23 protein-coding genes and 1 pseudogene are annotated in these 19,402 nt (G+C 43.5%); 20 read left to right on the forward strand and 4 right to left on the reverse strand.

Features of this window, described 5'->3' with window-relative positions; translation table 11 throughout:
• The first annotated feature begins 121 nt into the window (after positions 1-121).
• Positions 122-340 (forward strand): cyclic nucleotide-binding domain-containing protein, encoded by a 219-nt coding sequence (locus AAKU52_RS15395; RefSeq protein ID WP_354335124.1) that lies wholly within the window; start codon positions 122-124, stop codon positions 338-340.
• Between the two features lie 28 nt (positions 341-368).
• Here the strand turns inward: AAKU52_RS15395 and AAKU52_RS15400 are convergent, their stop codons facing one another.
• Positions 369-779: a RidA family protein gene (locus AAKU52_RS15400; protein WP_354335126.1), complete on the reverse strand. Its 411-nt coding sequence runs from the start codon at positions 777-779 to the stop codon at positions 369-371.
• Positions 780-914: 135 nt separating this feature from the next.
• On the reverse strand, positions 915-2,030 hold the full coding sequence (locus tag AAKU52_RS15405; protein ID WP_354335128.1) for an oxidoreductase: 1,116 nt from the start codon (positions 2,028-2,030) through the stop codon (positions 915-917).
• Positions 2,031-2,420: 390 nt separating this feature from the next.
• On the opposite strand from AAKU52_RS15405, the gene AAKU52_RS15410 reads away from it, so the two are divergent.
• The 15 genes and pseudogenes from AAKU52_RS15410 to AAKU52_RS15485 all read left to right on the forward strand — a co-directional run bounded on the left by AAKU52_RS15410 (position 2,421) and on the right by AAKU52_RS15485 (position 14,049).
• The gene (locus AAKU52_RS15410) at positions 2,421-3,293 is read left to right on the forward strand and encodes an RteC domain-containing protein (protein WP_354335130.1); all 873 of its coding nucleotides are present in this window, start codon (positions 2,421-2,423) and stop codon (positions 3,291-3,293) included.
• 81 nt (positions 3,294-3,374) lie between these two features.
• Positions 3,375-3,932, forward strand: coding sequence for a hypothetical protein (locus tag AAKU52_RS15415; RefSeq protein ID WP_354335131.1), 558 nt, complete (start codon positions 3,375-3,377; stop codon positions 3,930-3,932).
• A gap of 53 nt (positions 3,933-3,985) precedes the next feature.
• Complete coding sequence (locus AAKU52_RS15420) at positions 3,986-4,330, forward strand: DUF4134 domain-containing protein (protein WP_354335133.1); 345 nt, start codon at positions 3,986-3,988, stop codon at positions 4,328-4,330.
• Positions 4,331-4,341: 11 nt separating this feature from the next.
• The gene (locus tag AAKU52_RS15425; protein WP_354335135.1) at positions 4,342-4,692 is read left to right on the forward strand and encodes a DUF4133 domain-containing protein; all 351 of its coding nucleotides are present in this window, start codon (positions 4,342-4,344) and stop codon (positions 4,690-4,692) included.
• 4 nt (positions 4,693-4,696) lie between these two features.
• On the forward strand, positions 4,697-7,177 hold the full coding sequence (locus tag AAKU52_RS15430) for a TraG family conjugative transposon ATPase (RefSeq protein WP_354335137.1): 2,481 nt from the start codon (positions 4,697-4,699) through the stop codon (positions 7,175-7,177).
• Positions 7,174-7,548 carry a hypothetical protein gene (locus AAKU52_RS15435; RefSeq protein ID WP_354335140.1) on the forward strand — a complete coding sequence of 125 codons (375 nt, stop codon included), beginning with the start codon at positions 7,174-7,176 and terminating at the stop codon, positions 7,546-7,548. Before AAKU52_RS15430 ends, AAKU52_RS15435 begins: the two co-directional genes overlap by 4 nt.
• Before the next feature lie 87 nt (positions 7,549-7,635).
• Entirely contained in the window at positions 7,636-8,316 is a 681-nt protein-coding gene (locus tag AAKU52_RS15440; RefSeq protein ID WP_354335142.1) for a conjugal transfer protein TraI, read from the forward strand.
• A 10-nt stretch (positions 8,317-8,326) separates the two neighbouring features.
• Positions 8,327-8,947, forward strand: a complete 621-nt coding sequence (locus AAKU52_RS15445; protein WP_354335144.1) for a hypothetical protein — start codon at positions 8,327-8,329, stop codon at positions 8,945-8,947.
• Complete coding sequence (locus AAKU52_RS15450) at positions 8,934-9,581, forward strand: TerB family tellurite resistance protein (RefSeq protein ID WP_354335146.1); 648 nt, start codon at positions 8,934-8,936, stop codon at positions 9,579-9,581. The genes AAKU52_RS15445 and AAKU52_RS15450 overlap by 14 nt, the downstream gene beginning before the upstream one ends.
• Positions 9,582-9,587: 6 nt before the next feature.
• Positions 9,588-10,784, forward strand: a pseudogene (traJ, locus tag AAKU52_RS15460) (conjugative transposon protein TraJ).
• Positions 10,785-10,819: 35 nt separating this feature from the next.
• Positions 10,820-11,434, forward strand: a complete 615-nt coding sequence (traK, locus tag AAKU52_RS15465; protein ID WP_354335152.1) for a conjugative transposon protein TraK — start codon at positions 10,820-10,822, stop codon at positions 11,432-11,434.
• Between the two features lie 4 nt (positions 11,435-11,438).
• Positions 11,439-11,654 carry a hypothetical protein gene (locus AAKU52_RS15470; protein WP_354335154.1) on the forward strand — a complete coding sequence of 72 codons (216 nt, stop codon included), beginning with the start codon at positions 11,439-11,441 and terminating at the stop codon, positions 11,652-11,654.
• 51 nt (positions 11,655-11,705) lie between these two features.
• The gene (gene traM / locus AAKU52_RS15475) at positions 11,706-12,761 is read left to right on the forward strand and encodes a conjugative transposon protein TraM (RefSeq protein ID WP_354335156.1); all 1,056 of its coding nucleotides are present in this window, start codon (positions 11,706-11,708) and stop codon (positions 12,759-12,761) included.
• Between the two features lie 51 nt (positions 12,762-12,812).
• Positions 12,813-13,793 carry a hypothetical protein gene (locus AAKU52_RS15480; protein ID WP_354335158.1) on the forward strand — a complete coding sequence of 327 codons (981 nt, stop codon included), beginning with the start codon at positions 12,813-12,815 and terminating at the stop codon, positions 13,791-13,793.
• A gap of 79 nt (positions 13,794-13,872) precedes the next feature.
• Complete coding sequence (locus tag AAKU52_RS15485; protein ID WP_354335160.1) at positions 13,873-14,049, forward strand: BF3379 family histone-like protein; 177 nt, start codon at positions 13,873-13,875, stop codon at positions 14,047-14,049.
• Positions 14,050-14,103: 54 nt separating this feature from the next.
• Here AAKU52_RS15485 and AAKU52_RS15490 read toward each other — a convergent pair whose 3' ends face one another.
• Positions 14,104-15,105, reverse strand: coding sequence for an AlbA family DNA-binding domain-containing protein (locus AAKU52_RS15490; protein WP_354335162.1), 1,002 nt, complete (start codon positions 15,103-15,105; stop codon positions 14,104-14,106).
• A gap of 110 nt (positions 15,106-15,215) precedes the next feature.
• Entirely contained in the window at positions 15,216-15,479 is a 264-nt protein-coding gene (locus AAKU52_RS15495; RefSeq protein ID WP_354335164.1) for a hypothetical protein, read from the reverse strand.
• 200 nt (positions 15,480-15,679) lie between these two features.
• On the opposite strand from AAKU52_RS15495, the gene AAKU52_RS15500 reads away from it, so the two are divergent.
• The 4 genes from AAKU52_RS15500 to AAKU52_RS15515 all read left to right on the forward strand — a co-directional run bounded on the left by AAKU52_RS15500 (position 15,680) and on the right by AAKU52_RS15515 (position 18,957).
• Positions 15,680-16,276 carry a hypothetical protein gene (locus tag AAKU52_RS15500; RefSeq protein ID WP_354335166.1) on the forward strand — a complete coding sequence of 199 codons (597 nt, stop codon included), beginning with the start codon at positions 15,680-15,682 and terminating at the stop codon, positions 16,274-16,276.
• A gap of 199 nt (positions 16,277-16,475) precedes the next feature.
• Entirely contained in the window at positions 16,476-16,682 is a 207-nt protein-coding gene (locus AAKU52_RS15505) for a hypothetical protein (protein WP_354335168.1), read from the forward strand.
• Positions 16,660-17,616, forward strand: a complete 957-nt coding sequence (locus tag AAKU52_RS15510; RefSeq protein ID WP_354335170.1) for a DUF932 domain-containing protein — start codon at positions 16,660-16,662, stop codon at positions 17,614-17,616. Before AAKU52_RS15505 ends, AAKU52_RS15510 begins: the two co-directional genes overlap by 23 nt.
• Positions 17,617-17,727: 111 nt before the next feature.
• Positions 17,728-18,957: a site-specific integrase gene (locus AAKU52_RS15515; RefSeq protein WP_354335172.1), complete on the forward strand. Its 1,230-nt coding sequence runs from the start codon at positions 17,728-17,730 to the stop codon at positions 18,955-18,957.
• Positions 18,958-19,402 lie beyond the last annotated feature (445 nt).

Below are 19,402 nucleotides of genomic sequence, written 5' to 3' on the forward strand. Positions count from 1 at the left end.
TAAATAAAGCAAAACAAACAAAAAAATCCTAACACGAAATCCACAAAATGTTAACAAGCATCTGATTTTTAACTATTTTTATGCGTTGACCCTGGAGGAGCTGATGTCAAAAATACCTAAAATGGAACGCTTTTGGCGGATATTGAATGAACAGGCCACTATGGCACAGGAACAGCGGATATTGAACAACATCAGTATGTCTGGTATAGAACGTTATCAAGCACTGCTAAAGACATATCCCTTTATTGAACAAAGATTGCCGCAGAAACATATTGCTTCTTTTTTAGGGATGACCCCGGTTTTTCTGAGTCAGATACGGAAGGAATTAGTAAAAATGTAAAAGGAGGCTTGCGCCTCCTTCTGGTACTTTATCTATTTTTCCGTACGGCGACATCATCGGCTACGGCCGTTGCTTCAATCTCAATGAGTGCATCGGGAGAGAAAAGAGAGGATACCTCGAAAATAGTATCGGCGGGATAAGGTGCCGTAAAATACTTGCTCCGAAGCACTACAATTTTTTCAAAGTTACCCATGTCGCGGAGTAAAATCGTTACCTTCACTACGTTTTTTAAGCTTGATCCACCAGCTTTCAATACCTTCTCTAAATTCTCGAAAGCCTTTTGTGCTTGGGTGTCAAAATCGCCAATACCCACCAATTTGCCATGATCATCTAGGGCTGTCTGTCCTGATATAAAAAGAAGATCTCCCACACGGTAGCCTTGGGCCAAGTGAAAAGGTGCATAGGTGTCCGGTGTAATTTTTATCTGTGTAATTTCCATGTTTCTTGTTGTTTTGATATGTGTTTAAATTAATTATTCGTTTTTATCAACTTGCGCAGAAAGTATTTGCTACATGAAACCAAAAAATAAATGCTATATGATGGATGTTTTACAACTTGGTTGTCATATACATCATTATACTTCAGCAAGTTGTTTAATGATTTTCTGGCTATGGCTAATCGTTGCTTCCGGCCATAACATATCCCGATGAAATGCAACCGTCGGAATCTCCTTCAAAGTCTTTATAGGCCAATGGGGATCTACCAGAGCTGCCTTTCCAATGGCGATCAGATCGGCGTGCTGTTCATCCAACGCTATTGCGGCTTTGTCAAGCTGGTGTAAACCACCGTTGGCAATCACCGGAAGTCCTGTTACTTCACGGGCGATAGAGGCTAAAGAAGATTCATTTGGATAAAAACTATCCCGTTCCCATTCACCGGTTTGTACGGCAACGTGAACAAAATCAGGACTCGCAGTTTTTACTTCTGCTAATAATTCCTTTGCTGTAACAGCACCATCCTTCCAACGGTAAGTCATGTCATTGACTTTTCCTTCAGATATTCTCAATCCAATTATAAAATGGGTAGGAACCTCTTTCCTGATTCCTGCGATGAGCTCAGCAATAATCCGGAATCGGTTTTGCATGTTACCTCCATAACGATCAGTTCGTTTATTGAGCTCAGGAGTGAGGAATTGATCTAACAGGTAACCATTAGCTCCATGGATTTCTACGCCGTCGAAAACAGCCTGATAAGCATTCACTGCGGATAGTATGAATTCCTTTTGCAGACGAGAAATTTCGTCCATTGACAAGGCAGCGGGTAAGAGAAAATTTCCTTCTCCGCCATATGCACTTGCCTGTACACCGATAGGTTGCACAGCAGAAGGAGCAAAAGTTTTGGGTATATATTGGGACAAAGCTCCAGAATGCATCAATTGTGCAAATATCAATGTTTGATACCGCTTAATTGATTGTGTCACTTTACGCCAAGCATTCACCTGGTTAGGTGTTACAAGACCCGGTTGGTTAGGGTAGCCTTGGCTGCTAAAGTTATCAGTATAAATGCCTTCTGTAATAATAATGCCAAAGCCACCTTCGGCAAAGGCTGAATAGTAATGTGCCATTTCATCGGTAGCCAAGCCTTCAACAGTTGCACTAACCCGAGTCATTGGAGCTACAACTGTTCGGTTGATGAGTTTTTGGTTCCATAGTTCAGTAGGTTGAAATATGGGGTGATTTTCTATGTTCATTTTTAATCTATTTTGAATAACAAAGGTAGACCCATTCGTATGCTCGAACCGTTAAACTATTTTAAGAAAGCATGATAAACTATTTTAATTTCTGGAAAATAGGCTTAGATAAATCTTGGCTAGAATTGATCCGTAAGATGAACAACCATTAATTTATTAAAATCAGGGGGGCTACCGTTCCCTGAATACTTTCCCCTTCAATAAAAGAATACGTACCCATTGCGTAGCAAAATACGTAGGCGTTGCTTACGTATGTGGATGAAATCTTCTTCAATTTTATCGTCCATTAAATCCGCAACTCTATGGATAAACAAATACTCTTTTCCCGTCCCTTGTGATAATTGTCGCCAGTCAACAGGCAGGTCGGGATTTACTATAAATCTTTTATTTATGTTACAGGAAATGAGCTCCAAACTGCTCCAAGAACTGGAGTTGGGATTGGAACGTTTTACCGCCCAGGTTAGTGATCCATTGGAAAGATTGGTACAAAGCCTAAAATTGATACGGGATAGTCTCCATAAGTTAAAACAACTGATGGAGACTTATCCCTTTGATACCAATGAAGAAGAGATCTACTTTTTCAAATGCATCAAACCTGCCTTTTACTGCCACCAGATTTATTGCACCGAAATGTACACGATTGAAACGGGCTTCCCTTTTGGAGATGTCAGCAAACAATTAGTTTTTTTAGAGGGTGAGCTGACCTACCTTGATCGTTACTTTAAAAAACATGCTTTCCTCTACCAGTATTATAAACTTGGTGCCAGTGATCTGGACAGTCTTTATTTCGTTCGAGGTATAGTGACGCAGACGATATTACTGCCGAATATTCCAGAACTGGACCCTGCTTTTTCAACCAGTTGCGATCACCTGTTTTCAAAGTTCAAAGGGATAGAAATGCTGAAGAACACATTATTGGAGAAAATTACTGAAATCAAACAGGGACACAATACAATTGAAGAAATGCCGGGTGAACTGAAGTGGACAGGTGATAAGGTCAATCTTGCAGAAATCATCTATGGCATTTATTTTACCGGGCAGATCAACCATGGAAAAATCGAACTTTCGACATTGACAAAATGGATGGGAAAACTCTTTCAAATCGACCTGAAACGTATCTACAGCGATTATAGGGATATCCGAAACCGAAAAATCGCCTCGCCTACCCAATACCTTGACCAGATGCGCAAGGCTATGCACCAACGCATTGATGATGAAAACGCTTTTAAGCCTCAGGAAATGATGCCGAAAAAAAAATTTTGATAAAATCTTTCGTAGCTACGAAGAACTATCGCATCAAAAAACTGGGGCCTTTGAACCTTTGCTTTATCAAATCCCGGTGCAATGGAGCATCGGGACAAAAGCAAAGAGATTATGTTACAACAATTCACGTGGCAGGAGTTTCTGATAGCCATACTGGTGCTTACCCTGGTCTGGTATGCGGCTGTTATCCTGATTTTCTACCGAAAAGAACTCGGTGTTTTTTTTAGTGGTAAACTACAGCAGAAAAATGCCCCCTTGCCCCACCGATGGGAAAAAGGGGTTGAAACGATGGAGAAAGAAGATGTCGATAGTCCCGAGGAACTTTTGGGCAGGCCAAAGCTACCCGAGGGAACCAGCAGCGTAAGCATGGGGCAGATCGGTTTTGCAGGGAATGATGATGATGCGAAATCCCAACAGCTCGGGCTGGTTCCCGATGTGTTGCAGGAGCTCAAAGAAGTATTTGCCATCCTTGAAAAAGAGGACGGCAGCAAAAAGGACTTTTTTAATCTGATGGAAGTAGTAAAGGAAAAATACGGACAGATCGGTTCCAATCCCAATATCGGGCGCATCAATGAATTTATTGCCGGACATGTCCCTTTCCACCTTTCAGCAGAAGAACTGGATAATCTCTGGGATTAGCCGGTATCAGTGTAATCTTCTTTAATCCGTGTAATCATCTTAAAAAAATCATCATGAAAAATCAATTCAACAGCCCCAGAAAGCAATATATAGCCAAATCCCTTTTATTGGCCTTTACCCTTTGTATCTACAACTTGCTTTCCAGCCTATCGCTCTTTGCGCAGGACGGGAATGCCGGGATACAGGAAGCGACCAACAAAGTCAAGGGCTATTTCGATACAGGTACCGATCTGATGTATGCCATCGGTGCAGTGGTCGGCATCATCGGCGCAATAAAAGTATTCAACAAGTGGAACGCCGGGGAACCGGATACCAATAAGGTAGCCGCTGCATGGTTCGGCAGCTGTATTTTTTTGGTGGTCGTAGCCACCGTCCTTAAATCATTCTTTGGCATTTAACCCATACCCTTATGTCTTCCATCTATCACATCAACAAAGGCGTTTCCAAGCCCATCGAATTTCGGGGGCTGAAAGCACAGTATATCGCTTATCTGGCCATCTGCCTGGTGTTATTGCTGATTTCCTTTCCCATCCTCTACATTTCGGGTTTAAGTCTTTTTATCGTCCTGCCCCTGATCATTACGCTGGGTACGGCACTTTTCTTTACCGTATTCCACCTCAGCCATCGGTTCGGGGAACATGGTTTAATGAAGTATCTCGCCAAACGCGGCCTGCCCGATCACCTCAAATTCCGTTCTAGGCGGGTATTTACCTCGCTGAAACGGAAGCCAGAAATCTCACATCCCCATACTAAAAGCTAAGGTTATGGTAGAAGCACAAAACATACTGCCGATCTATAAGGTAGAAAACAACGCCATCCTGTCCATGCAGGGCGATATGACCATTGCCTACAAAGTGGAACTGCCGGAGATCTTTACTTTATCGGACAGGGACTACGAGGCTTATCACCAGAGCTGGGTAAAAGCGATCAGGCTATTGCCCCGGCACAGTGTTTTTTTGAAACAGGACTGGTTTACCGAAAGTGCTTACAAGGCAGACTACGATAAGACCGATAACAGTTTCCTTTCCCGAAGCAGTGAGCAATTTTTTAATGAACGTCCCTTTTTAGACCATCAATGCTATATTTTCCTGACCCAAAAGCCAAAAGACAGAAAGGTTTCAAGTTCGACCTATAGCAACATCCTGCGCAAGTCCATTGTACCCCAACAGATGGTCAACCCTAGACTTTTTAAAGATTTTCTGGACAGTGCCGGCCAGTTTGAGCGGGTATTGGCCGATAGCGGTTTTGTGTCCATGCAAAGGCTGGACGATGACGGACTTGCGGGAACGGCAAATCATGCAGGGATTATCGAACGATATTGTTTTCTTTTGAATTCCGGTGGACAGCCTATGATCCGTGACATCCACATCAAGGATGAAATCCGCATCGGCGACAAACGTTGTGAGCTATACACCCTCTCGGATGCGGAGAATATGCCCGCACTTTGTGGCAGCCGGATCAATTACGATAAATACAGCACCGACCGGACGAAGTTTTCCATCGGCTTCGCCAGTCCATTGGGTGCTCTGCTCAACTGTAACCACATCCTCAGCCAGTATATCTTTATAGAAGATGTACAGAAAACCATCAAACGATTGGAAGCCAAGAAACTCCGCCTGCAATCCCTGTCGGCCTATTCCCGTGAAAATTCCATTAGCCGGGATGCGACCAATGATTTTTTGAACGAGGCGGTCGCCTCACAGCGTCAGCCCATCAAGGCCCATTTCAATGTGCTGGCCTGGTCGGACGATGCACAAAAAGCAAAAGATCTGAAAAACCTGGTATCATCGGCAATGGCGCAGCTGGATGCGGTGGCCAAACAGGAAACCGATGGACAGGCGCAGATCTGGTGGGCAGGACTTCCCGGCAATGCCGCCGATTTTCCCATGAACGACACCTTTGATACGTTCGTGGAGCAGGCCACCTGTTTTTTCAATCTGGAAACCGGCTATAGAAGCAGTATAAGCCCCTTTGGTCTCCGTTTGGGCGATAGGCTCTCGGGAAAACCGGTGCATGTGGATATTTCGGACGAACCCATTCAGCAGGGTTTTACCACCAATCGGAACAAGTTCATTCTTGGGCCAAGTGGCAGCGGAAAATCATTTTTCACCAATCACATGGTGCGCTCCTATTATGAGCAGGGTACGCATGTGGTACTGGTGGATGTGGGACACAGCTACAAAGGGCTTTGCGATCTGGTGGGCGGATATTATTTTACTTATTCGGAAAGTGACCCGATCAAGTTCAATCCCTTTTACCTGACCGAGGGTGATGTGCTGGATACCGAAAAAAAGGAAAGCATCAAGACTTTGCTATTGGCGCTCTGGAAAAAGGATGATGAGCGTTTCAGGCGCAGCGAATACGTGGCTCTGTCTAATGCCTTGACCTTATATTTTGCCCATCTGGACACTCGCCTAGATATATTCCCCTGTTTCAATTCCTTTTACGAGTTTTTGATGTCCGAATACATGCAGGTTTTGGAAGATGGCAAGGTCAAGGAAAAAGATTTTGACGTGGGAAATTTCCTGTATGTTTTAAATCCCTATTACCGTGGAGGCGAGTTTGATTACCTGCTGAACGCTTCGGAAAACCTTGATCTGCTGCACCAGCCCTTTATTGTTATAGAACTGGACAACATCAAAAACCATCCGATTTTGTTCCCTGTTGTTACGCTTATTTTGATGGAGATGTTCATTTCCAAGATGCGCAAGCTGAAAGGGGTTCGCAAGGTTTTACTCATTGAAGAATGCTGGAAAGCCATCGCAAAGGACGGCATGGCAGAATACATCAAATACCTTTTCAAGACCGTAAGGAAGCATTTCGGGGAAGCCATTGTGGTGACGCAGGAGGTAGAAGACATCATCAGCTCGCCGATTGTCAAACAGGCCATCATCAACAATTCGGACTGCAAGATATTATTGGATCAGAGCAAGTACCAGAACAAGTTCGATGCGATACAGGAGCTTTTGGGACTGACCGAAAAGGAAAAGGCGCAGATCCTTTCCATGAACAAGGCCAACGATCCTAAGCGCAAGTATAAAGAGGTATTTATCTCATTGGGTGGACAGTATAGTAAAGTTTACCGAACAGAGGTATCGATGAGCGAATACCTGGCCTATACCACCGAAGAAAGCGAAAAGATGCAGGTACAGGAATATGCCATCCGGTATGGCAGCATCCAAAAGGGCATTGCGGTACTGGCGCAGGAAATCAAAACTAAAACAGATAAAAATAATAAGTTATGAAAAATCTAATCATGCTATGTGCAGTTGCGGTACTATTTGTTACCGCCTGCAACCAAACAACGGATACCCGTTCATTTATTCCAGGCATCTATGTGAACCAATCAGCCGGGGAGTACAGTATTGCAAGTGATACGCTGGTCATCGAGGCTTCGGAAAGCAACAATTATTTTATCCATCGTAAAACAGGCTTTCGCCGGATCACTGATGGAAAGCCTGGAAAACGAGAGTATGAAACAGAGGAATGGAATGCCCTTTACGATCAGGGTACAAAGTCTTTGACCGAAATGGACAAGGGCAAGCTGCTTACTTTCTATCCCGAGGCGAACAAGCTATTGGTTGGCAAGAGGGAGTACAAAAAGATAAATAAATAAATGGTCAACCATTTAAATAATTGAATAATGATGAGATCAATTCACAAAATCGGTGTAATCCCTTACATCGGTGCAATCAAAAAAATCATGAAGAAGTACATGGTCATCCTTCCGGTGAGTGCCATGACGCTGTTTGTATCCCTGCCCACAGGGGCAAATGCACAGATAGCGGTATTGGAGGTTATCAAGGCAGGAGTAAAAAAAGTAATCAAGGCGGTCGACCTGAAAGTTCAACGGCTGCAAAATGAAACCATCTGGCTCCAAAATGCCCAAAAGGTTTTGGAAAACCAGTTGTCCAAATTAAAGCTGACAGAGATTGCCGACTGGACACAAAAGCAGAAAGATCTGTACAAGAGCTATTACGAGGAACTCTGGAAAGTCAAATCAGCCATTGTCTATTACAAACGCATCAAAGACCTGACCCAAAAGCAGGTATCCATTGTGGACGAGTACAAATGGGCATGGGGACTGTTCCAAAAAGACAAGCATTTCTCCGGGGATGAGCTGGATTATATGCAGAAAGTCTATTCGGGCATACTGGATGCCAGTATCAAGAACCTGGATCAGATCCTGCTGGTCGTTAATTCATTCAAGACCCAGATGAGCGATGCCCAAAGGTTGGAAATCATCAACCTGGCCGCTGACCAGATGGATACCAATTATAGCGACCTCAAAACTTTCAATACGCAGAACAGCCTTTTGAGCATCCAAAGGGCAAAATCATTGGACGAGGTCGTCCTTTTAAAAGAACTGTATGGGATCGAATAAGCGAAAAGCGTTGTTGTGCGTACTGGTCTTGTTATTTTCTGTAACCAGCACTTTCGCACAGACCTGGGGCGAGTTCTTCAACCAGAAGAAAACGCAGAAAAAATACCTGTTGGAACAGCTTGTAGCCTTGAAAATATATGCGGGCTACCTGAAAAAAGGTTATGACATTGCCAGCTCCGGCATTGCTACCGTAAAGGACCTGAAGAACGGGGAGTTCAGCCTGCACAATGCCTTTGTTTCCTCGCTGAAAAGCGTTAGCCCCGCCATCCGGAACAGCGCAAAAGTGGCGGAGATCATTTCCTGTCAATTGGCCATCAGCAGGGCATTCAACGGCATCGGGAATGGACATCCACTCACGCTTTCCAATCAGCTTTATATTCTTGATGTAAGGGACAACGTGATGGAAGAATGCCTGAACGATCTGGAAGAGCTGCTATTGGTGATTACCTCCAGAAAGGTGGAAATGACAGACGACGAGCGCATCAAAAGACTGGACAAAGTCTATAGTGCCATGAAAGAAAAATCCGCATTTGTACAAAGTTTTACCACCGATGTAAGTCTGCTGATAAGGCAGAGAGAGAACGAACAAAAATCCATTGACCATTTAAAAGAACTGTATGGAAACGAATAAGCTAAAATTTTTAAGGTTAGGCATACTACTGCTGTTGCTAAGTGCATCAGTACTGTCCTCCAAAGCCCAATCTACCGAAGTACAGCAACTGTTGCTGAATGTGGAGAAGTTGAGCCAGCTCAAAAACATCCTTTCCGATATCAAGAAAGGCTATACCGTAATCTCGGGTGGCTACAATGCGATCAAAAATATTTCCCAGGGTAATTTCTCCCTGCATGAGGTATTCCTTGATGGTATGATGCTGGTCAGTCCCGAGATCAAAAAGTACAGGCGTGTGGCAGATATTATCAGCTATCAGAAAAGCATCATCAGTGAATACAAAAACGCATTTGACCGCTTCAAGGCTTCGGACAGTTTCAGTATAGAGGAGATCAGTTATCTGGGACTGGTATATAAGCAGCTATTTGATCAGAGCGTGGACGATCTGGATGAACTGCTGACGGTGATCACTTCCTCAAAGCTCAGGATGGGCGATGATGAACGCTTGCAGGCCATTGACCGGATTTTTGCGGATACCGAAGATAAGCTGATGTTCCTGCGCAGTTTCAATAAAGAGGCAAGCATCCTGAACCTGCAAAGGCAAAAGGAAAAAGCGGATGTCAATGCCGCCAAAAAATATTATAACCTTAACTGATCTGTTATGAAAGCATTAACAACCGTATTTATTGTAATAACCGCCCTATTTTTGCCCCAACTTGCAGGCGCACAGGGTGTGGCGGAAACACTGGGCGGAATGCAACCTGTTCTTGACAGGGTGTACAGCGAGATGTTGCCATTATGCAGTCGGCTGATTGATGTTGCCCGTGGCATAGCTGGATTTGGGGCGCTCTGGTATATCGCCAGCCGGGTATGGCGCCAGATTGCCAGTGCCGAACCCATAGACTTTTACCCGCTTTTGCGGCCATTCGCCCTAGGCATGGCGATTATGATGTTCCCCATGGTCATTGCGCTGATGAACGGTGTATTGTAGCCCACCGTATCGGCTACGGGTAAAATGGTCAGCGACAGTAACAAAACGATCGAACGTTTACTGAAAGCCAAAGAAAATGCCATCAAAAAGAGCAAAAACTGGCAGATGTACGTGGGCGAAAGCGGCAGTGGCGATCGAAGTCAATGGTACAAATACACTTTTCCAAAAGACCCCAATGGGGAGGATGAAACCTTTTTGGACGGCATTGGCCATGACATCCAGTTTTTTATGGACAAGCAGATGTACAATTTCCGTAATTCCATCAAGCAATGGATGAAGGAGATTTTAGAAGTGCTGTATGCCGCTGCCTCGCTCTGCATCAATACCGTAAGAACTTTCTTTTTGATCGTGCTGGCAATCCTGGGGCCGTTGGTATTTGGCTTTGCCGTATTCGATGGTTTCCAGAATACCTTAACGGTATGGCTGGCAAGATATATCAACATCTTTTTGTGGCTGCCCATTGCCAATATCTTCGGAAGCATATTAGGCAAGATACAGGAGAACATGCTGAAACTGGACCTTTCGCAGATCGAGCAGCAGGGCGATACCTTTTTCAGCGGAACCGATTTAAGTTATCTCATTTTTCTGATCATCGGCATCGTGGGCTATTTCTCGGTTCCCAATGTGGCCAATTATGTGGTACATGCGGGCGGAGGAAATACCATTCTTCAAAAAGTGAATACGATTGTCAGCAATACCAGCAGTGCAGGAATGAAGACTGCTTCGGCAGGTGCGGGGATGGCGGCAGATGCACTCGGCGATGGCTACAGGAACGTAAAACAAAGTTTTGCAGGATCGAGCAATAACGATTATTTCCCCGACAAGGGAGGCAGCCAGCACCAGCATGATAAACTAAGTGGTAAGTAACCACTCTCATTTCTCACATCTCAAATCTTTAAAAAATGTTCAGTCAATTCAAAAATATAGACACCGCATTCCGGCACATCAAAACGTTCAGTATTTTCCTGATCCTTGCCTGTATCCTGATTTCGGGCTTTGCCATCTGGAAAAGTTACGATATGGTCAAAACCGCACAGGCAAAGATCTATATACTGGCCAACGGAAAAGCAATCGAGGCTTTTAGCGCCGAGCGCAAGGACAATCTTCCGGTAGAGATCAGGGATCACGTAAAGATGTTCCACCATTACTTTTTTACGCTCGACCCCGATGAAAAGGTCATCCAGCGCAACATTAAACTTGCGCTGAACCTTTCGGACGAAAGTGCCAAAAAAAGCTATGACAACCTAAAGGAACAAGGTTTCTACAGGAACCTGATCTCCGCCAATATCTCCCAGGAAATAACCGCGGACAGCATCAAACTGGATATAGATCAATATCCCTTTTACTTCCGCTATTATGCCACCCAGAAGCTCATCCGTTCCAGTTCGACCATCATCAGGAAACTGGTTACCCAGGGCTATCTAAGGAATGTATCAAGATCAGATAACAATCCCCATGGCTTTCTGGTGCAGCGCTGGGAAACACTGGAAAACAGGAACGAACCTTTAAAACCATAACGGTATGAAATTATTCAGAAAAAATACGGGCCCGATAGACCATGATGCAATGGCACAAAGGATAGCGGGAAACATTATCGGCAGGCAGCAGAGACTGGCCGCCTACCTGAACGGAAAAACCAAAAACGTAACGGTAAAGACATGGTTGTTTATCCTGATCGGTTTCTGCTGCCTGCTGGGAAGTTATTGTGCTTTCTTGCTCATTACCGCACTCCATTAAATCGGTGCAATCCTAATTTATCATTGAAATCACATTAAAAAAAACAAGGAAATGGAAACAAAAAAAACAGACAAACGGAAAATCCTGTTGGTACTTCCCGTATTGATCGTCCCCTTTATGGCACTGGCATTCTATGCCATGGGCGGTGGAAAGGGAAATGCCATCCATCAGCAAACAGCACAAAAGGGCATCAATACCGAGCTGCCCGATGCGGCATTCAAAAAGGATGAACCTACCGACAAGATGGGCTTTTACCAACAATCAGACCGGGACAGTTCAGCCAATAAAAACAGTAAGGGTTTGGCCGGTGTTGCAGAGCGTTTGGGCTTTAACAGCAGCGAAGAAGACCCGCAGACCACAGCGATAAACGAGAAACTGGAAGCCCTGAACAAGGAGATCAGCAGGCCCGAAGAACCTGCCAGAAGCCAAACTTCAGCAGCTGGAAATACTTCTTCTTCATCTATTAAAAACGATGTTGACCGTCTGGAGGCACTGATGAGAACCATGCAGTCGGGCAAGGACGAAGACCCTGAAATGGCGCAGCTCAGCGGGATGATGGACAAGATCATATCTATCCAAAACCCCGAACTGATACAGCAGCGGCTGAAAACACAGCAATCATCCAGTCCGGACAGTCTTTTCAGGGCCATTCCCGCAACTATTGTGGACAACCAGAAAGCGGTACAGGGCGCCACCATCAAATTACAGTTACAGGATAGCGTTCGTCTGAACGGCCTGCTCATTCCCAAGGGACACCTGCTTTTTGGTGTATGCAGAATTACCAACCAAAGGCTTTTACTGGACATCAAAAATATCAGGATGGGTACCTCCATCATACCGGTTGACCTTACCGTCTATTCCCTTGATGGCATGGCGGGCATTTATGCCCCTGAAGCGATGCTGGCCGATGCGGTAAGTGGTGGCGCCGATGATGCCATCAGAAGTATGCAGTTCCTGTCTATGGATCAATCCATTGGGGTACAGGCTGCCGGTGCCGGAATAGATGCCGCAAAGGGGCTCTTCAGTAAAAAGGTAAAAAAAATCAAGGTAAAACTTGAGGCTGGCAGTTCAATCCTGTTGCGCAACAACAAGCCCGAAAAACATTGATGCCATTGGGCAGGAAATCAATATTTATCAATTCATTAAAAATCAAAGGCAATGAATCTTAACAATCTGGAAAATCTCCGCGAAGAGATGAAAAATCTGGGCTTCAGGGACAAGCTCATCGATAAAATGGAAGAGCACATCAAAAAGGATGTTCCCGAATTCACGCTCAACGATACCCGTCCGGCCACAAAGGGACAGGTTGACCTTGCACTGCACTTCAAGCAGTCCGGGCAGTCCGATTTCTATTATTTCAACAAGTTTACCGTCAGCCACAATCAGGGCAAGCCGTTGGAAGAGGGACAACAATACATGGTCATTACCAAAAATGATCAGGGAAAGAACATGGTCAAAAAACTGGAAAACGCAACCGATGCCATTACTTTCTTTAAGGAGCAGAAAGGCGATAGTGAACTTGCTGTTGGCAAGGATGCCGCAAACAAGGTGATGATTGCCAATATGGAGAACGGCAAGATCAATTATGTGGCAAAGGATTTCAACCGTACCTTCTATGCTACTCCCGTAAACCAGACCATCTGGCTGGAACGTGGCAGGGGCTTTACCGCTGAACAAGCCGCCAATTTGATACAGGGACGTTCGGTGTACCGTGATGATATGATGAACATGGGTGGCGAAACCTACAAGGCATGGGTAAAGCTGGATTTTGAAAAGGGAAAAGACCGTTTTCAGAATTACAGCACCAACCAGTACCATGACCCATCATACGGTTTTGACATCAGCAAGGTACTCGACAAGTTCAACATCAAGGAACTGCAAGATCCTGCAAAAAAAGAGCTGCTGGAATCTTCGTTAAGGAACGGCAACAGGCCATTGGTGACTACGGTAAAAGAGGGACAGGAGGTAAAAGTATTTTTGGAGGCAGTGCCACGCTACAGCCAGCTGAACATGTACGCAGAAAATGGCAAGCCCGAAAAAAGAGAACAGTTTTTAAAAGAGTCCACTCTTTCCACAAGGCTCGACAATAGCAAGGGACGTGAAAAGGAGCTGAACGAAAGCCAGGGAATCAGGAGATAAAATAATATCTTCGTTCTTTGCGTTTATGAAATCAATTATTTAAAAACATAAAACCATTAAAAATTAAATTTAAAACAACATGGAAAAATTTGCAGAATTAAAGGAGCTGATCGCATCAGCGGAAGCAGACGCAACATCATTTTTTGAAAAGAAAAACAATGCAGCTGGAACAAGGCTAAGAAATGCCCTTCAAAAAACAAAAACATTGGCACAGGACATCCGCAAGGAGGTTACAGCTAAAAAGAACGAAAAATAGGCACAGATAATGTGTTTTGGGGAAAAGGTTTGACTGGCAACAGTCAAACCTTTTTTAGCGTTCTAAAATATCTTTTATAAAAGTTTCTTTTCCTTTGCCCAGTTTCTTTTGATGGTCGCTAAAAAGTACATTTTCTTCTATTTCAGTAATAAGAGAATTTGCATTTTTATGATTATCAGGCAGCTGTTTTAATTTTAATGTATATGAAGATATTTTAGCAGGGGAAAGCTTTCCTCCAAAACTTAACATAAACTTGATAATGCTTAACTTATTAATGTATTCATGACCAGTTATTGAAATGTTAAATCCATTTCTAATTGGTTTTCCAAAATGAAGGACATCTGTTAATTCACTATGATAGACTCCGTTACCATTCCGATCAATTGTCCCAGGAACAACAACTATTTGATAAGAAATTTTCTCCTCATTCTGTAATTGAGAAAAGTTGCAAATAAATACGCTAATTGATAAAGTTAGGTTACCTAAATCATCATAATTTGCCTTTTCAAACTTTATGTAACCACCTATCTCAGGATATTTAATTTGTTTAAAAAGTGCATCAACCAGATAATGTGGTGCAGGCTTTGATTGTCCATCAAGCCGAACATAATAACGCTCATTAAATTGATGAGGTTTACTTATACTCTGCTGTACCTCAAAAACATATAAATAGTTCTCTTCTCTTTCAAGAATTTGCACCGATATTCCAATCGGTAATGGAGATATTCTACTCGAAATCATGTTGATTAATGCATCTTTCTCCTTTAGGATATTTACAGGGGATAATTCACCTACAAATATTTCTTCCGACCTTCCTTCGGGTTTTGTTCCAACGGGAGAACCCCATATCAAAATTCCTCCGGAGGAATTTAGAAAAGCATTTATTCCCCTAATAATGCCTTTGTTTAGTTGATCGTCAAAAGCTCCCTTTGTGCTGTAAGACTTAAACTCTAACGTTTCCGATTCTATATGCTCCTGTTTGAAGAACGTTTCAATATCTTCATAATTTAACTCATGAAGAGCCTTGCCGAGATAAATATTTGAGTAGCCTATCATATTTGATTATATGTTCTAGTGAACTTTCCAAAGTTAGCGATATACAATTTAAGTATATCCTACATACTTTCTCTTAATACAGCGGCAAAAACCGCTTTGCTCGTACCTCGCTACAGCCGATTTTCCGCATCCCGCAACAACAGGCTTCGTACCTCGCCCAATGTTGCCCCTTTCTTTAAGTCCAATCCCGCCGGATCTTCCTTTACTGCTTTCAATGACCGGATTAAAATTTCCCCCAGACTTTTGTTGGGCAAATTTCTCAACAATCCCATGGAACGGACAAGGCGGCTCGTTCTTCGCTTGTTTTTGAAAAAAAATCTTCCCTGCTCGCTGCGCTCGCGAGGTTTTTTTTTCCAAAAAGCCTTGCCGTTCAATGGGATTGGTTTAGGTGAGGGTGCTTAACAAAAGCCAGGAGGCCCCAGCCGACTGATTTTATAGAAAAAAGCACCATGGAAATAGCAACAGGCAGAAGCCCACCCACCAACCCCACAGCGGAGCAGAACAGCACTGCCATAATGCAACCGCCCCAAATCGGGCACAATTCAAACATTTTTTTAATCATAAAAACAACATCATGAAAACGACAGTAATCGAAAACAACAAGACAGGCGAAAAATTAAGCGGTTCAGCAGTAAACAATAAAGCTGATAACAAGGGAGAACAACCAAAAACCAATGGACTACCAATAAGTACAGCCTTTGCCGATAAGACAAAAGGGGAAACCGAGCCGAAGAAAGCCGAAACAGCAAAAACTGCCGACCTGCCAAAAACAGAAGCAACAAAGGTAGAGAACCCACAACCGCAGACACCAAAACCCGATGCCCCGAAAGCGGAAACCGAAAAGGCAAAGGAAATGGTACAGGAAAAACACATTCTAAACTTGGAAAGTACCTTGAAACTGGTGGAAGAACTATACCGCAGAAAAATGCAAAGGGATAGGCTGTTGGACACCATAGACACCTTGGATGCCTTTGAGGTGGCGCAGATTGATAATGCCGACGAAACCGAAGCCAACCATTTTCAGGGTTGTGTCCTGACCATCGAGGACGATAACCGCAGAAAGTTCAGCACCAAAAACCCTGTCATCATCCAGGCGGTGGCACAATTTGTAAATACCATGTGCATCAACAGACTGGCAGAAATCGAAGCGGGCATTATCATCCCCGCATAATCAACGGAACGCCCCTTGTGCCATAGGTACAGAGGGCGTTTTATTCCATTACCAAAATTTACAGACCTGGAAGAAGTATTTACTGAACAGCTCGACCAAATGTATTGGCAGGGCTATGGAGAAACTTTCAAAGAGGACAACCCCGATGCCTACGGCAGGCAATTGGCCGAATTTATGGACAGTTACAAAACCCCGAAATATGAAACATCAAACGTTTTACCTCATGGCAAGGGTTGCCGTGCAATCTGACCAACAAAATATAGCCGACACCGTTCACGAGGTGGAAACACAGGCGACCTTTTCGCTGAATGATACCCCAAACGTAAAAGTATTGGAAACAGCGATTTTATTAACAAGAGTACGGAACATTAAAAACATCAATTATGGCACATCAGATAAATTATAACCAGCAGACAGGGAAACACAGTTTTTTCTCTACAAAGCAAAAGGCATGGCATGGACTGGGTACGATCATAGAAGATTATCCCACCAGTGCAGAAGCGATAAGGTACGCAGGTCTGGATTACCATGTGGAAAAACGCCCCTTGTTTACCTATGATACCGAGAACCACACAGTAGACCCCGAAACGGAACTTTTAGTTCCCGAAATCGAAGTTCCTGACTTTTTTGCTACTGTCCGCACCGACACCGAGCAGGTTTTGGGTGTGGTGGGCAATGATTACCACATTGTACAGAATGTGGATGCCTTTGATTTTTTTGATAGCATTATAGGTGGTAAAGATGGCATTTTATACGAGACCGCAGGGGCATTGTCAGAAACAGGTGCAAGGATATTCATTACCGCCAAACTGCCCGATTACATCCGGGTGGGCAGGGATGACCTGATTGAAAACTACCTATTTTTGACGGCTTCGCACGATGGTTACAGCAGTATAACGGCAGCATTTACGCCCATTCGGATTTGTTGCAACAACACCCTAAATGCAGCTTTGAAAAGTGCAACGAACAGTATCAAGATACGCCACACCGCCAGTGCGCACGAAAAACTGAAACAGGCGCACAAACTTTTAGGAATTTCCAACCTGCTGACCCATGAACTGGAAGAGGTATTTAACCACTGGTCTAAAATCCGTATTACCGACAATGCCGTTAAAAGATTGGTACAGGTGGCAATGGCACCGAGCAGGGAAGTTTTGCAGAACCTGCAAAACGGCAGGGAGGACGAACTTTCAGCCACTTTTAACAACATGGTCGATAACGTGATGGAGTACAACTTTAATAGCGAAACACAGCAAGATGCCACCACAAAAGGCACGTTGTACAGCTGTTACAATGCGGTAACTATGGAAAGTAAAAGATTATGCAAAGCAGTTGTGTAAAAACCTCCAAAGTGCCTGTATTACAGGCGCTACTTTACATAAACACTTTACATAAGATTACTCCAGATATTTGTGATGGCAATTTTGCCACGACATTTAAAAGAGTAATCAATGGAAACATTTGAAGAATTAATTGAGCAATGCATTCAACATTTTGAACGGCAGCGTTTTTCTGCTGCGAGAATTAACATGTACAGATTCCTTTGGCTGAAAAAATTAATGCCATACATGATAAAGGAGGCAATACAGCATTATGACGCCTCTGTAGGCGAAAAATTTCTGCGCACTATCGTGACGGGAGATACCATTTCCCGATATCAGGATGACATCATCCGAAGTATCAATTTCTTAAACGAATTTCAAGAGACAGGCACAATCATTAAATATCATTACAAGCCCCTTGAACGGGAGTTATCAGGCCCGATAGGTCTTGCAATGGAAAATTTCTTACTACATCTTGTGTCGTTACGCCGTACAAAAAAAACAATAAGTGAGTACCGGCTACCCCTTTACAGATTGTTTATTTATCTGGAAAGCAAACAAATCCAACGTATAGAGGAGATTGAAGAAATCCACATCATGACATTCATTTCTACTAGTACGAATAACAAGATCTTTGTAATATCATCGATCCGATTTTTCTTGCGATATATGTATGAAGAGCATCTGTTAGAAACTGACCTTTCATTGTCCCTACAGCATTTTAAATACTCCCGAGGAGAAAAATTACCTTCCGTTTATAGCGAAAATGAAGTATTGCAAATAGAAGCCTCCATCCAAAGATCAGATGCTACAGGAAAGAGGGATTATGCCATGATGTTATTGGCGACGCGCTTGGGACTCAGGGCATCGGACATTGCCCATTTAAGTTTTGGCAATCTCGATTGGGAGCAAAGCACAATCACGTTTTCACAGTTTAAAACGGGAAAGGAAATCAAACTCCCTTTATTAACAGCCGTCGGCGAAGCACTCATTGATTATTTGAAATATGGCCGAAAACATAGTGATTCTGACAAAGTCTTCCTTTTCACACGCACACCTTTTTCTCCTATGACCAATAGTTCAGTCAGCCTTGCATTCGGACGCATTATTGAAGCCTCCAAAGTAGACGTAAGAGGCAGAAGACATGGAGCACATGCAATGCGCCATAGCCTTGCCTGTCGATTTTTGGAGAATAGGGAGTCTATGCCTGTCATATCCGAGGCTCTTGGACATCGGAGTACGCAAACCACTATGTCCTACTTGCGGATAGATATAGGGTCTTTAAACCAATGTGCGTTGAATGTTCCGCCAGTCCACAGTAGCTTCTATGAGCAGAAAGGAGGGGTTTTTTATGAATAAGTTCAACTATCAAAGCATATACGCACCCTACTTCGAACAATTTATAGCCATGAAAAATGGGCTTGGCTATACCTCATTACCAGCCCAATGGATTTTTCTTGAGCTGGACAGTTTCTTTTTGGATAAGGATATAAGGGAAATAGGGATCACACAACAACAGATCGAGCAGTGGAGAGCCACCCGTATAAACGATTCACAGTGCACAATATATAACAAATACTGCGTCCTGGCACAATTCTGCAAATATATGTGCAGGATCGGTTATGATTGTTATATCCCAAGACTTCCCCGCAAGATAAGTGGTTTTACCCCATATATTTTTACCAATAAACAGATGATGGACATCTTTCGGGTCACGTAAATTTTCTGGGGATTAGTTGTTAAATTTGTTCAAAAAACAAGGATGGATTTTTCACTATCAGGTCAATTTTTACCAACAGATTTA

This window comes from Pedobacter sp. CG_S7, assembly GCF_040544395.1.
Classification (GTDB): domain Bacteria; phylum Bacteroidota; class Bacteroidia; order Sphingobacteriales; family Sphingobacteriaceae; genus Pedobacter.